This is a genomic window from Stenotrophomonas sp. FBCC-B152 (assembly GCF_059134105.1).
Genome location: NZ_CP101442.1, coordinates 4,153,130 through 4,166,772, shown reverse-complemented (window position 1 = coordinate 4,166,772; position 13,643 = coordinate 4,153,130). Strand labels below are relative to the sequence as shown.

The 13,643-nt window shown below is 67.1% G+C and carries 10 protein-coding genes; 4 read left to right on the top strand and 6 right to left on the bottom strand.

What is annotated here, in order from left to right; all coding sequences use genetic code 11:
- Positions 1-23: 23 nt before the first annotated feature.
- From NMB40_RS18865 to NMB40_RS18850, 4 genes are all read right to left on the bottom strand, one after another.
- The gene (locus NMB40_RS18865) at positions 24-2,123 is read right to left on the bottom strand and encodes a phospholipase D family protein (RefSeq protein ID WP_494359438.1); all 2,100 of its coding nucleotides are present in this window, start codon (positions 2,121-2,123) and stop codon (positions 24-26) included.
- Entirely contained in the window at positions 2,120-2,617 is a 498-nt protein-coding gene (locus NMB40_RS18860; protein WP_282245754.1) for a YceI family protein, read from the bottom strand. The genes NMB40_RS18865 and NMB40_RS18860 overlap by 4 nt, the downstream gene beginning before the upstream one ends.
- 117 nt (positions 2,618-2,734) lie before the next feature.
- Positions 2,735-3,205 carry a SixA phosphatase family protein gene (locus NMB40_RS18855; RefSeq protein WP_494359437.1) on the bottom strand — a complete coding sequence of 157 codons (471 nt, stop codon included), beginning with the start codon at positions 3,203-3,205 and terminating at the stop codon, positions 2,735-2,737.
- Positions 3,206-3,221: 16 nt separating this feature from the next.
- Positions 3,222-3,851, bottom strand: coding sequence for a ParA family protein (locus NMB40_RS18850; RefSeq protein WP_217538716.1), 630 nt, complete (start codon positions 3,849-3,851; stop codon positions 3,222-3,224).
- A gap of 131 nt (positions 3,852-3,982) precedes the next feature.
- Between NMB40_RS18850 and NMB40_RS18845 the strand changes: the two genes are divergently transcribed.
- The gene (locus NMB40_RS18845; protein WP_448141604.1) at positions 3,983-5,467 is read left to right on the top strand and encodes an AAA family ATPase; all 1,485 of its coding nucleotides are present in this window, start codon (positions 3,983-3,985) and stop codon (positions 5,465-5,467) included.
- On the opposite strand, the gene NMB40_RS18840 is transcribed toward NMB40_RS18845, so the two are convergent.
- On the bottom strand, positions 5,468-6,376 hold the full coding sequence (locus NMB40_RS18840; protein ID WP_494359436.1) for an AEC family transporter: 909 nt from the start codon (positions 6,374-6,376) through the stop codon (positions 5,468-5,470).
- Between the two features lie 71 nt (positions 6,377-6,447).
- Positions 6,448-7,086, bottom strand: a complete 639-nt coding sequence (locus NMB40_RS18835) for a tetratricopeptide repeat protein (RefSeq protein ID WP_193069425.1) — start codon at positions 7,084-7,086, stop codon at positions 6,448-6,450.
- Positions 7,087-7,246: 160 nt separating this feature from the next.
- Between NMB40_RS18835 and NMB40_RS18830 the strand changes: the two genes are divergently transcribed.
- The 3 genes from NMB40_RS18830 to NMB40_RS18820 all read left to right on the top strand — a co-directional run bounded on the left by NMB40_RS18830 (position 7,247) and on the right by NMB40_RS18820 (position 13,608).
- Positions 7,247-10,945 (top strand): indolepyruvate ferredoxin oxidoreductase family protein, encoded by a 3,699-nt coding sequence (locus tag NMB40_RS18830; RefSeq protein WP_494359435.1) that lies wholly within the window; start codon positions 7,247-7,249, stop codon positions 10,943-10,945.
- 96 nt (positions 10,946-11,041) lie between these two features.
- On the top strand, positions 11,042-11,959 hold the full coding sequence (locus tag NMB40_RS18825; protein WP_494359434.1) for a hypothetical protein: 918 nt from the start codon (positions 11,042-11,044) through the stop codon (positions 11,957-11,959).
- A 17-nt stretch (positions 11,960-11,976) separates the two neighbouring features.
- On the top strand, positions 11,977-13,608 hold the full coding sequence (locus NMB40_RS18820) for a phospholipase effector Tle1 domain-containing protein (RefSeq protein WP_494359433.1): 1,632 nt from the start codon (positions 11,977-11,979) through the stop codon (positions 13,606-13,608).
- The last annotated feature ends 35 nt before the right edge of the window (positions 13,609-13,643 follow it).

Here is a 13,643-nt window from a genome sequence, read left to right as displayed (position 1 = left end):
CGCCTCCGTGGAACGACAAGGAATTACAGGATGGGCACCAGGCCGGCGCCGAACGCGGTGAGCATGCGCACCAGCAGCCACTTCGGGCCGACGTTGACCTCGGGGAAGTCGCCCACGGCGGTGTAGCAGCTGTGGAAGTCCGGGTCTTGGCGGCGAAGCGGCTCCGGGCAGTTCGGGCCGGGCTGGAACTCGTAATCGGTGGCGTAGCGCCACGGCCAGAAATCGAGCACGGGCAGTGCCTCGGAGGCCTTGCCAACGCTGTAGTTCAGGCCCGACAGCACCGGCGGCTTGGTGCGCGGCGCCACCACCCAGGAGTTCTTGGGGTGGATGTCGCGCAGGATGCTCTGCGCCAGCGCTTCGGCGAAGGCCGGGTCATCGATGATCACCGCGCCTTCGGTGTTGTAGTTCTCGCTGCGCGGGTCGAAGTTGTGGGTGCCGATCACGCCGATGCGGCGGTCCACCACCAGCGATTTGGCGTGCAGGCCCATGCGCGCGCCGCTGCGGGTCACCGGCAGCGGCTTGTTCACCGCCTTGGTGCCCAGGAACGAGGGCCGGGTTTCGGCACGCAGCACGCGGCGTTCCACCACGCTGCCGTCGGTACGGCGGCGCGCGGCGGGGCCGGGGGTGGGCTGGGGGCGGTCGCCGGCGTCGTCGCCGGCAGGCACGGTGCCGGCGTCATCCTGTTCCTGCGCGACGGGCTGTTCGGTGGCGCCCGTGGTGTCCGCGCTGCGCCGGTTGCTGCCGCTGCTGCGCGCGTTGCTGCCGGCCGCGCTGCCACCCAGCAGGCTGCTGCGCCCGCTGTCGCTGCTGGGCGCGGTGCCCAGCGGGGCCGGCACCAGGTTGCGGTAGTCGACCGGCGCATCCAGCGGGAACGGCTTGAATTCGTAGATGTTGAAGCCCAGCTCGCGCAGGTTGCGGCGCTTGTACTTGTAGGACAGCGCGTAGACGATCGGGTTGTCGGTGGCGGCCAGGCTGTTGGTGGAGACCACGATGCGCGGCGGCTGTTCGCGCTTGCGCAGTGCTTCGAACAACTTGCGCGCCGGCTTGGACAGCACCAGGTACGGGGTCTGCAGCAGCACTTCGGTCTGCGCGCCGGCGATCAGCGAATCCAGCTGCGGCTCGGTGACGTGCTGGCCGTTGGCCGGCTGGCTGGCGCGCTCGCGGCGGTGCTTGCGCGGCAGGTCGGCCACGTAGCGCACCGAGCGCACCGGCAGCGCGGTATCCACGAACATGCGCTGGATGTAGGCCGGGTCGACCGCTTCATCGATCACCTGCTCCACCCGCGCCGGGCGGCGGTAGTCGGCCGGCGGCATGGCCGGGGCGCCCTGCTTGAGCAGGGTATTGCCCACGTCGTTCAGGCGCTCGGCCGGCACGCTGCGCTGGGCGTGCCAGAACGCATCGAAGTTGGCGGCCATGCCGCGCGCTTCGGGCCCGGCCAGCAGTACGTCGCGGTCGCGGAAGTTGTATTCGCTGTCCCAGTCGTAATAGTCGTCCTGGTAGTTGCGCCCGCCCACCACGCCCAGCGCATCGTCGATCACCAGCAGCTTGTTGTGCATGCGCTGGTTGAAGCGGCGGAAGCAGCAGATCACGCTGCCGGCGTAATCGGCGTAGTTCAGCCGCGCCTTGCCGAAGGTCGGGTTGTAGACGCGGAGCTCGAAATTCTGGTGGCTGCTGGCCAGCGCGGCCAGGATCTCCAGGTCGGAGATCGCCGAGAGCTGGTCGATCAGCACCCGCACCTTCACCCCGCGCCGGGCGGCGGCCAGCAGTTCGTCCAGTACCAGCCGGGCGCTGTCGTCCTTGTCGAAGATGTAGGTCTGCAGGTCGATGCTGCGGGTGGCGCTGCGGATCAGGTTGATGCGCGCCACCAGCGCGGTCTCGCCTTCGTCCAGGATGGTGGCGTAATGGCGCGGGGCCGCTTCGGTGGATTCACTGAAAGCCTGCCCGCCGAGGGCGCGCAGCGGCGAATCGAGTGCGCAGCGGTCGGGCTTGTCGCAATCAACAGTATGCGAACGCGCCTGTGCCGCAATGCCGGCCGCGCGCTCGCGCTGCGCGTTGGACAGCGACGCACAGCCGCTGCCCAGCAACAGAATTGCCAGCACTACCACCCGCAACAGGGGATTCACGGTTTCAGCGCCTCGTTGAGACGCGCACGCAGGACGAAGGTCACTCGATCACTCAGGGCTAGCTGCCAGCTGTCCATTCCATACCGGCCACGCTGGACGGTACCGCGGCTGACCACGTCGCAATCATACCCGGCCCGGGGGCAGGACGCCGGTTCGACCTGCAGGGTCTCCGGGTGGGACACCCCGCGCAGGATCAAGCGGCCATGGATGCCGCCGCCCTTTTCGACCAGCTGCGGGTCGTAGGGCACCGAATCGAACTCCACCACCGGGTAGCGCCCGGCGTCGAAGAACTCCTCGCCGCGCATCCAGCCGGTGTAGCGGTCCTTGCCGGGGATCTCGACGTAGCCGGTGAACATGCGCAGATGGACCTGGTGGCGGCCATCGGACAGCACGTCGATACGGCCTTCAAAGCGCGGGAACACCCCTTCGATGCGCTGGCCCAGGCGGGTGCGGATCTCGAAGCCCAGGCGCGAGCGCGCCGTATCCAGCTCCATCACCTGCTTGGGTGCGGCCTGGGCCGGGGGCAGGGCCGGCACCGGGGGTTCGGCACGCGCCACCCCCGCCGCCAGCCCGAGCAGACAGCACAAAAGGGTTTTTACTGCTGTCACGGCTTACGGCCACCAGAACTGGGTCAGCTTGGCCGCACCGGGTTCGATGGCACCCTCGAAAGTAAGGACCGCGATACCGCCGGGCGGCATGCCACGGTAGTCGCTGCTGGTTCCATCGGTCAGGAACGGAACGAACTGCTCCAGCCCCGGGTTGTGGCCCACCACCAACAGCCGTTCCACATCGGCACGGTCACTTACCAGGCCGAAAAGTGCACCGGGGGTCGCCTCATACACGCCGTCTTCCAGCTTCTGTTCGGCATACCCGGTGATGCCCAGCACGGCTTCCAGCGTTTCGCGGGTACGCCGCGCCGGTGAACACAGCACGCAGTCGGGCAGCAGCTTGTTTTCTTTCAGCCATTTGCCGGCGGCTTCGGCTTCGGCCAAGCCAACCGACGACAGCGGCCGGTCAAGGTCGGCCTGGCCGTTACCCGCAGGTTCGGCATGGGCGTGGCGCAGCAGGATCAGTTCTCGCATAAGGCTCTCTTCTGGCTCAGGCAATCTTCAACCACTTCAACAGTGGCTCCCAGTCACTCTGGTGCTCGCGCACCTGCGCGGAGCGGTAATCGAACAGGCTGCGGCCCAGGCCGGTCATGACCACGTAACCCTGGGTATCGCGCAGCTTGGCAACCACCGGGTACGGCCACTCCTCCAGCATCTGCTCGGCCTGGCGGGAGGTCTGGGTCCACGGTTTGGTGCGGTTGAGCACCAGCCCCACCGGCAGCTTGCGCTTGTGCACGCGCGGTACCTTGGACAGGGTATTCAGGAAGCCGACGATGGCTTCGATGTCCAGCGCCGAGGGCAGCACCGGCACCACCACGGCGTCGGCCACGTCCAGGAAGGCGTCCAGCTCACCGGCGCGGGCCCCGGCGGGGGCGTCGATGACCAGGACCTCGGTATCGTCGGGCACGTGCTTGAGCGGGTGCTTGCCGCTGGCATCGATGGGCAGCACCGCGCTTTCCAGCCCGGCACGGCGTTCGGCCCAGCGGGTGCTGGAGCCTTGGGGGTCGGCGTCGGCCAGTACGGTCCGTTTGCCGGCCAAGGCGGCCTGTGCCGCCAGGTGGGTGGCAATGGTGGATTTACCCACCCCACCCTTGGAACCGGCTACCAGGATCGTCTTCATGCCAGCCTCGCTTCCGGGGAACGTGACCCGAGCGTACACCGCCCTCCGTGATGGAGATAGTCGCGCGGCTGAACCTCCTGCATCCCGCGCTGCTTTGCTATCGTGCGCGATCCAATGGACTGCAAGCCGGCATGAGCGAGTTACAGGACCTCAGCGCGTTGATCCGCGCCAATACCCCGCTGATCGTGATCGAGACCCAGGACGAGGGTCGTGTGGTGGAGCTGTTCCGGCAGACCCTGATGCATGTCTGGCGGGCCCTGCACCGCTGGTCCATCACCGAAGGGCTGCGCCGGATCGACATGGACCGCGAGGACGACGCGGTTGGCCCGCCCGATGCCAGCTCGGCCCTGCAGATGATCCGCCAGGCTGACCAGCGCGGCATCTACCTGCTGCTCGATTTCCATCCCTACCTGGGCTATGCCAGCCACCAGCGCGCGCTGCGCGACCTGATCCAGCGCCGCCACTGCGAGGCCCACGTGCTGGTGCTGATCGGCGCCAAGGTGGAGCTGCCGGCCGAGCTGGAGGCGCTGGCCACCCGCTTCAACCCGCGCCTGCCCGACCCCAACGCGCTGCTCAAGATGCTGCGCGAGGAAGTGGCCGCCTATGCACGCGAGAACGGTGGCCGCCGGGTTGAAGTGGACAACGATGCGGTCAAGAAGATCCTGCACAACCTGCGTGGGCTGAGCCTGGTGGATGCACGGCGGATCGCCCGCCAGCTGATCTTCGCCGACGGCGCGATCAGCCAGGACGACCTGCCACAGCTGGCCAAGCTGAAGTTCGAGCTGCTCAACCGCGCCGGGCACCTGCATTACGAATACGACACCACCCGCTTCGCCGACGTGGCCGGGGCCAACCGGCTCAAGCGCTGGGTCAACCAGCGCCGCCCGGTGTTCCTGGGCGGCCAGGGCCCGGCCGGGCTGGATCCGCCCAAGGGCATGCTGCTGCTGGGCGTGCAGGGCTGCGGCAAGTCGATGCTGGCCAAGGCCACCGCCGCCGGCTTCGGGGTGCCGCTGCTGCGGCTGGACTTCGGCAGCCTGTACGACAAGTTCCACGGCGAGACCGAGAAGAACCTGCGCGAGGCGCTGGCCTCGGCCGAGCAGCTGGCGCCGTGCGTGCTGTGGATCGACGAGATCGAGAAGGGCCTGGCCAGTGGTGGCGAGGACGGCGGCGTATCCCGCCGCGTGCTGGGCCACCTGCTCACCTGGCTGGCCGAGCGCAAGAGCCAGGTGTTCATCGTGGCCACCGCCAACCAGGTGCATGAGCTGCCGCCGGAGCTGCTGCGCAAGGGCCGCTTCGACGAGATCTTCTTCGTCGACCTGCCCGATGCCAATACCCGGGTGGAGCTGCTGCGCCTGCACCTGGGCCGGCGCACGCTCAACGCCGACGACTTCGCGCTGCCGGCGCTGGCGGCGGCCAGCGATGGTTTCTCGGGGGCGGAAATCGAACAGGCCGTGGTGGCCGGGCTGTACGCGGCGCATGCCGAAGAGCGTGCGCTGGACACCGAGCTGCTGATGACCGAGATCCGCGGCAGCCGCCCGTTGTCGGTGCTGATGGCCGAGCAGGTCAACGGCCTGCGCGACTGGGCACGCGGGCGTACCGTCAGCGCGGACGAATGATCACCGGTTCAACACCCACACCCACGCCGGCAGGGTAAGCAGCGACAGCAGGATGCCGTACCCCACCAGCGCCGCGGCCAACCGCGGCGCCAGCCGGTGTGAGATGGCCAGCGCGGCGGCGGTGATCATGGTCGGCATCGCCGATTCCAGCACGTTCACCTGCAGCATCGCGCCCTGCAGGCCGAACGCCCAGGCGATCGGCAGTGCCAGCGCCGGCATCAGCACCAGCTTCAGCACCAGCCCGATGCCCAGCGGCGCAAGTTCATCGCGCGACAACCGCAGGCGGATCGACAGCCCCACCGCCAGCATCACCAGCGGCAGCATCGCATCGGCCAGCTGCTTCAGCCCGGTGGCGATCCAGGTGGGCGGCTGCACCGGCATCAGCGTCAGCGCGAACAGCAGCGCCCACAACGGCGGGAACCCGGCGATGCGACCCAGCACCTGGCGCGCGGTGGGCGGCGCATCGCCGCTGTAGCGGGCGATCACGTACAACCCGAACGTGGACAGCAGCACGAACGTGCCGAACTGGTCGAACACCACCGCATACGGCAACGCGTGGTCGCCCAGCAGCGCGCGCACCATCGGGTAGCCGATGAAGCTGGAATTGGCCAGCGCCACGCAGATCAGCAGCACGGCATGCACATCGCGCGCGAACCCGAACAGGCGCGTGGCCAGGCTGACCAGTGCCACGGTGGCCAGCATCAGCAGCCACGGCGTGGCCATCAGCCCAACCAGGCTGGTATCCAGCTGCAGGCGCGGCACATAGGTGAGCACCGCCGCCGGCAGGCATACCAGCAGCACCACGCGGTTGAGCACTTCGGCGCTGTTGTCGGGCAACGCGCGCAGGCGTGCGAACAGCATGCCCAGGCCGAGCATGGTCAGGATCAGGGCAAACGCATCAAAGGCCATCGGCCCAGCCTAGCGGAAGTTGCCGCAGCGCCGGCCCCGACCATGGTCGAAGCCGGCGTGGACTGCCGGTGTTACGGCCAGGCCGGCGGCTGCGCCGCCCAGGCCTGCTGCACCTGGGCCAGGGTGGCGCGTTCGCTGTCGCGCCAGCCCGGCAGTGCCTGCGCGTAGCCGTCGCTGGTGGTCCAGCGCTGCGGTTCGGTGCGCACGGCGGCGGCATACCACTGCACCGCTTCGTCCTTGCGACCCAGCGTCCACAACGCCAGCGCGTAAGTCTGCGGCACCCACGATGCGTTGCCGCGCAGGCCCTGCTGGGCGCTGTGCCACTGCACGAGGGCCGCCTCGGCATCACCTTGGCGGAACAGGTCCCAGCCATGGTTCCAGCGCACCATGCGGCCCGGCACCGAGGTGCCCGGTGCATTCTTTTCCGCATCGGCATACAGCTCGCGACCCAGCTCCGGGCGGCCCTGTGCATAGGCCACGCTGGCCAGCTGCACGGTGGCTTCCAGCGCCTTGCGGCCACGTTCGCGTTGTTTCATCAGCTGGTCGACGACATCGTTGCTGTCGGCCGGCACGACCACGGGCGTGACCGCAGCCACGTCGTCGTCGAAGTAGAACTCCTGCAATGCCGGCAACGATTGCGCTGCCGCCCCGAACACTGTCATCCCCGCCGCCAGCACCATGCCGGTCAGCATCTTTCTTGCCACTGCCATACAAACTCCCCCAGGTTGTCACAACAACCTCCCTCCCCGATCCTAACCGCAGCTCGCCTGCGGTGCGAGTCCCGGAGGCCAGAAAATGCCCGGCTGATACAATTCCGCCCTTTCCGGCCGCCCTCGCGGTGGCCGTGCCAGCCGTCAGCACGGGCCAGCCATGACCAGTACCGCCGAACTCACCTCGCCTTCGTCCGCCAACCTGCCTGCCGGGCCGCTGGACGACAGCTACACGCTGGACCACAAGTACACCCGTACCGATGGCCGCATTTACCTGAGCGGGGTGCAGGCGCTGGTACGCCTGCCGCTGATGCAGCGGCTGCGCGACCAGGCCGCCGGGCTGGACACCGCAGGCTTCATCAGCGGCTACCGTGGCAGCCCGCTGGGCGGCTTCGACCTGGAACTGTGGCGCGCCCGCCAGCACCTGGAGGCGGCGAAGGTGAAGTTCACCCCCGGCCTCAACGAGGACCTGGGCGCGACCATGGTCTGGGGCACCCAGCAGACCAACCTGTTCCCCGGGGCCAAGGTCCAGGGCGTGTACGGCATGTGGTACGGCAAGGGCCCGGGCGTGGACCGCTGCGGCGATGTGTTCAAGCATGCCAACGCCGCCGGCACCTCCGTGCACGGCGGCGTGCTGGCGCTGGCCGCCGACGACCACGCCTGCCGCAGCTCCACCCTGCCGCACGGCAGCGAAGATGAATTCGTCAGCGCGATGATGCCGGTGCTCAACCCGGCCGGCGTGCAGGACATCCTGGACATGGGTCTGCTTGGCTGGGCCATGAGCCGGTACACCGGGCGCTGGATCGGCTTCAAGACCATCGCTGAAACGGTGGAATCGTCCGCGTCGGTGCAGGTGGACCCGTTCGCGCGCCGGATCGTGCTGCCGGAAGACTTCGAGATGCCCGCCGGCGGGCTCAACATCCGCTGGCCGGACCCGCCGCTGGACCAGGAAATGCGCCTGCACCGCTATGCGGTCAAGGCTGCCCAGGCGTTCGCGCGGGCCAATGGCATCGACCGGGTGGTGATGGATTCGCCGCGTGCGCGGCTGGGCATCGTCACCACCGGCAAGAGCTACCTGGACGTGCTGCAGGCGCTGGAGTACCTGGGCCTGGACGAGCGCGCCTGCGCCGACATCGGCATCCGCGTGTACAAGGTCGGCATGACCTGGCCGCTGGAGCCGGAAGGCATCGCGCGCTTCGCCCAGGGGCTGGAAGACATCGTGGTGGTGGAGGAGAAGCGGGCCTTCATCGAGCGCCAGATGAAGGAACAGTTCTACAACTGGCCGGCCAGCGCCGGCCCGCGCCCGTCAATCGTGGGCAAGTACGACGAGCAGGGCGCGTGGATCCTGCCGTCCACCAATGAACTGACCCCGGCCACCATTGCCGGCGTGATCGGCCGCCGCATCCAGCGCTTCTTCACCAATGACTCCATCGAACAGCGCCTGCGCTGGATGGATGCCAAGGAAGCCGAACTGGCGCTGCCGCGCGCCAGCTTCCCGCGCGTGCCGCATTACTGCTCCGGCTGCCCGCACAACACCTCCACCCGCGTGCCGGAAGGCTCGCGCGCGCTGGGCGGCATCGGTTGCCATTACATGGTCACCTGGATGGACCGCAGCACCGACACCTTCACCCACATGGGCGGCGAAGGCGTGACCTGGGCCGGCCAAGCCGCGTTCACCGACACCGAACACGTGTTCCAGAACCTGGGCGATGGCACCTATTTCCACAGCGGCTCGCTGGCGATCCGCCAGGCCATCGCCGCCGGGGTCAACATCACCTACAAGATCCTCTACAACGATGCGGTGGCGATGACCGGCGGCCAGCCGGTGGACGGCACCCTGACCGTGCCGCAGATCGCCCACCAGATGCGCGCCGAAGGCGTGCAGACGATCATGCTGGTGAGCGATGAGATCGGCAAGTGGAACAAGCGCGAGCTGTTCCCCGAGGGCGTAGAGTTCCACGACCGCGCCGAACTGGATGCGGTGCAGAAGCAGCTGCGCGAAGTGAAGGGCACCAGCATCCTGATCTACGAACAGACCTGCGCCACGGAAAAGCGCCGCCGCCGCAAGCGCGGCAAGCTGGTCGACCCGCCCAAGCGCGTGGTGGTCAATTCGCTGGTCTGCGAAGGCTGCGGCGACTGCGGCCAGAAGAGCTTCTGCGTGTCGGTGCTGCCGAAGGAAACCGAGTTCGGGCGCAAGCGCGATATCGACCAGTCCAACTGCAACAAGGACTATTCCTGCACCACCGGTTTCTGCCCCAGCTTCGTCACCGTGCACGGCGGCACGCTGCGCAAGGGCTCGCGCAGCGAGCGCAGCAGCCTGCTCGACAACCTGCCCGCGCCGACCTTCCGCAGCACGCTCGAGCAACCATGGAACATCCTGATCACCGGCGTCGGTGGCACCGGCGTGGTGACCATCGGCGCGCTGCTGGGCATGGCCGGGCACCTGGAAGGCAAGGGTGCCAGCGTGCTCGACCAGACCGGTCTGGCCCAGAAGGGCGGCGCGGTCACCACCCATATCCGCATCGCCAAGCGCCCCGAAGACATCCATGCAGTACGCATCGCCGCGGGCGAAGCCGACCTGGTGGTGGGCTGCGACATGGTGGTGGTCAACGATTACTGGGCACTGTCGAAGGTGCGCGCCGAGCGCTCGCAGGTGGTGCTCAACACCTATGAAGCCATGCCGGGCACCTTCACCACCCGCCCGGACATGCAGTTCCCGGCGGCCGACATCATTGCCGGCATCCGCGTGGCGCTGGGCGGCCGCGAGCCGCTGCTGCTCGATGCCACCCAGCTGGCCACCGCGCTGCTCGGCGATGCGATTGCCTCCAACCTGTTCATCCTGGGCTACGCCTGGCAGCAGGGGCTGGTGCCGATCTCGTTCGAGGCGCTGATGCGCGCGGTCGAACTCAATGGCGCGGCGGTGGCGATGAACCAGCAGGCGTTCGCGTGGGGCCGGCTGGCCGCCGTGGATCCGCAGGCGGTGCAACAGGCCGCCGGTCTGGTCCGCAACGGCCATACCGATGCCGAACGCACCCCGGGCCCGCTGCACGACCTGCCGCCGGGCGAATGGGAAGGCAATGAATGGGGCGCCACCGCAGCACCGCGCGAAACCGGCGACGAGCGCGAACTGCGCGGCCTGCCCGGGCACGGCGGTGGCAGCGACGTGGCATTCCTGCCGCTGGATGACGAGCGCCTGTCGCGTTCGCTGGACGAGCTGGTGGAACGCCGCGTGCGCTTCCTCACCGAGTACCAGGACGCGGCCTATGCCGCGCGCTACCGCGCGCTGGTCGACCGCGTGCGCACGGCGGAATGGGACAAGGCCGGTAGCACCGCGTTGACCGAGACCGTGGCCCGTTACTACTTCAAGCTCATGGCCTACAAGGACGAATACGAAGTGGCGCGCCTGTACACCAGCGGCGAATTCCAGCGCCGCCTGCAGCAGCAGTTCGAGGGCGATTTCCAGGTGCGCTTCCACCTGGCCCCGCCGCTGTTCGCGAAGAAGGACGAACAGGGCCGCCTGATCAAGCAGGAATACGGGCCGTGGATGCTCAAGGCCTTCGGCCTGCTGGCCAAGCTGAAATTCCTGCGCGGTGGCACGTTCGACATCTTCGGCCGCACCGGGGAACGCCGTGGCGAGCGCCAGCTGATTGCCGATTACGAACAGACCGTGGCGTTGCTGCTGGACGGGTTGAGCGATGACCGGGTGGCACTGGCAGTGGAAATTGCCAGCATTCCCGAGCACATCCGCGGCTACGGGCATGTAAAGGAAGCGCACCTGCACAAGGCCAAGGCCCGTGAAGCGGTGCTGCTGGCGCAGTGGCGCAACCCGAAGGCGCTGCATATCGTGCAGGTGGCATAACGCAACGCCCCGAAGGCTGATTGCGACAGCCTTCGGGGTCACCGGCTCCCTGCTGGTCTATGATCGGGCGACGACAGGGACGATCGGAGGCGGGCGATGGACGACGACAGGAAACTGCGCGGGCCCCGGGTACTGAAGGTTCAGGACCCCTTCCACGACGCCCAGCTGCTGCGTGACGTGGCGATCATCAACACACGGACAATTGAAGCACTCGGGGCACTGCCACCGGGTGGTTTACCGATCCTGCCCAAGCGCAGGCCGCTTCCGCGGTTGCCGGAAACACCGATGCCCACTGGGCGCGATGATGAGGAAAGTGCGATGCCGAAGTTACCGATGCAGGTTGCCGCCGTCGCCAGCCTGGCGCTGGCCGCCTGCGCCACGCCCGGGGCGGCCACGCCCACGGCCACACAGATGCAGGAGAACGTGCCGGTGTCTTCCGTCCGCTATACCTATCCTGAGACGCCGGTACTGACCAGCGGTGAGTTGGTGCCCGAAGGTGATCCTGCCATCGCGGCGAAGATGAACTACAAGCCGGTGGATTGGCCGCTGCGGTTTGAGAAGCATAGCTTCGAGCCGCGCTGCTACGACACGCTCGAATGCCAGGTTGTTTATGACGGCTTCGCCTTTGGCCGCGACAAGCCGACCAAGTCTTCTGCGTCGTACGGTGACGATTACCTCAAGGGATGGAACGGGAGCTACGGAGCTGTCCCCAACTTCGTTTCGCCAGCAAAGGTTACCTGGAGGTCGAAGGACGGAACATTGCACGAAGCCGAGGTTGATATCGGGGCCATCTTCAAAGACGAACTGGTTCACCACTTCGTCCCGCGTGAAGAAGCCGCTGATCTCCCCAATGGAAAGAACGAAAGTGTTCCTTCCATCCTGCTGGAGGTCAATGACCGCACCATTCGCGTGTACATGAAGGCCTCGATTCCAACGAAGCATCTTCAGGATCCTGGAAATCGCTACAGCACTTCGCGCCGCGATCTTGTGCTGGTGAAAACTTATACCTATTGAGCAAAGGGAGCATTGCCATGGGCAAGATTGGTTCCAACGCGGGCGGTCGACCCGTTAGCGCAGATGACCTGCGGATGGAGCTCGATGTGCGCCACCAGCTACAACAAATGTCGGTGCCGATGCTTCAGCGCGGCGACGCTGCGAACGAGTATGTGTTCTTCGCATTTCTGGATGGAACAGGTCAAGACGCCAGGAACCCCAAGCTCGGCCCGAGCACGACTGTAGGCGAGTTGTATGGCCAGGCATTTGAGCTCTCTAAGGATCCACAGAGTCGGATCGGTACGCACTATGCTGCGGGCATCGGCACCCAACACAACGCCGTGAGCCGTGCCGTTGACGGCATGCTTGCGCGCTCTTGGGAAGATGGAATAACACGCTCTTACCGAGAGCTCGCCGAGCAGGTGAGTACCTGGAAGGATGCCAACCCCGAAGCAGAAATCCGTGTCGTTGGCATCGGCTACAGTCGCGGCGCGGTGCAGACGGCCGGCCTGCTCCGGTTGATTGATGAGTACGGCATCGTTCCTGAAACATCCCTTGGGTTTGGCCATGACAAGAACGGCAACATCAGCGTCATCAGCCCATTACCACCGCTGGTGCCGCCAGGCCAGACCGCACAGGCCACCCTGCTGCTGGATCCGGTGGCGACCAACATGCCCGCCAACTTCGACGCCCGCCTGCCACCGAGCGTGATCTCGCGCGTGGCCATCATGGCGGCCCATGAGCAGCGCGAGCTGTTTCCGCACCAGGCCATCAACGATCCCGGGATGACGCCGGATGGACGTGCCATCAACGTAGCCGCGCCCGGTGGCCACTCCAACGTGGGCGGCGGGAACCGCGATGCAGGCCTGGAGATCCTGACCGGCAACGCCGCCATCGACTATCTCAACACCTTGCGCGACGAGCCGCTGTTCGAGAAGCGCGCCGTGCCGATGGACCTGGATACGATGACGCTGTACCAGGCCGGCGGCGCGACTGCGCTGTACGGGTTGAAGGTCGACGGCGATGGCCAGCGCAATCTGCGTGAGGCACTGGCCAACTGCAAGATCGTCGACCCGTGCAACGACTCCGAGCCGATTGACCAGGCGCTGGCGGCGCAGTTCGAACACCGCTCCATCCAGCCCGATCCGGTAGAGCAAGCGCAGCTGCAGGCCCTGGTAGAGCTGGCCGCGCAGCGCGATCAGCGGACGACGCTGGACGTCCCCGCGCACGTGGACAACCCGACGCTGGCCCGCATCCGGGAAGGCGTGCAGGCAGCCGAGGACAAGGGGCAGGTCAGCTTCACGAACGGGCTGGAACGGGAACAGTTCTGCCACTCGGCGCTGGCCTGCGCGATGGACAACCGGGAAACGCGCCAGGCGCTGTATCCCGGCAGCATCAGCGGACCGCTGCAGGGGAGCGAGATCTCCCGCGTCGATGAGGTTGTGTTTGGATCGAAGGGCTACGCCTTCCTTGTCCAGCATGGCAGCGGACCGCATGACCAGCAGCGGGTGCCGTTTGATATCGAACTGGCCAAACAGACGCCGGTAGCGGTGTCGGACCAGAAGCGGGAGGCTGCCGCCAGTGAGATCGAGCAGCAGCAGGCGTTCCAGTTGCAGCACGCCGCCCCGCAGCAGGCCCTGGAGCCTGCGCTGGGTGGGTTCGCGCGGTAACCGGCGTAGGGACACGCCACGCGTGTCCGCGACGG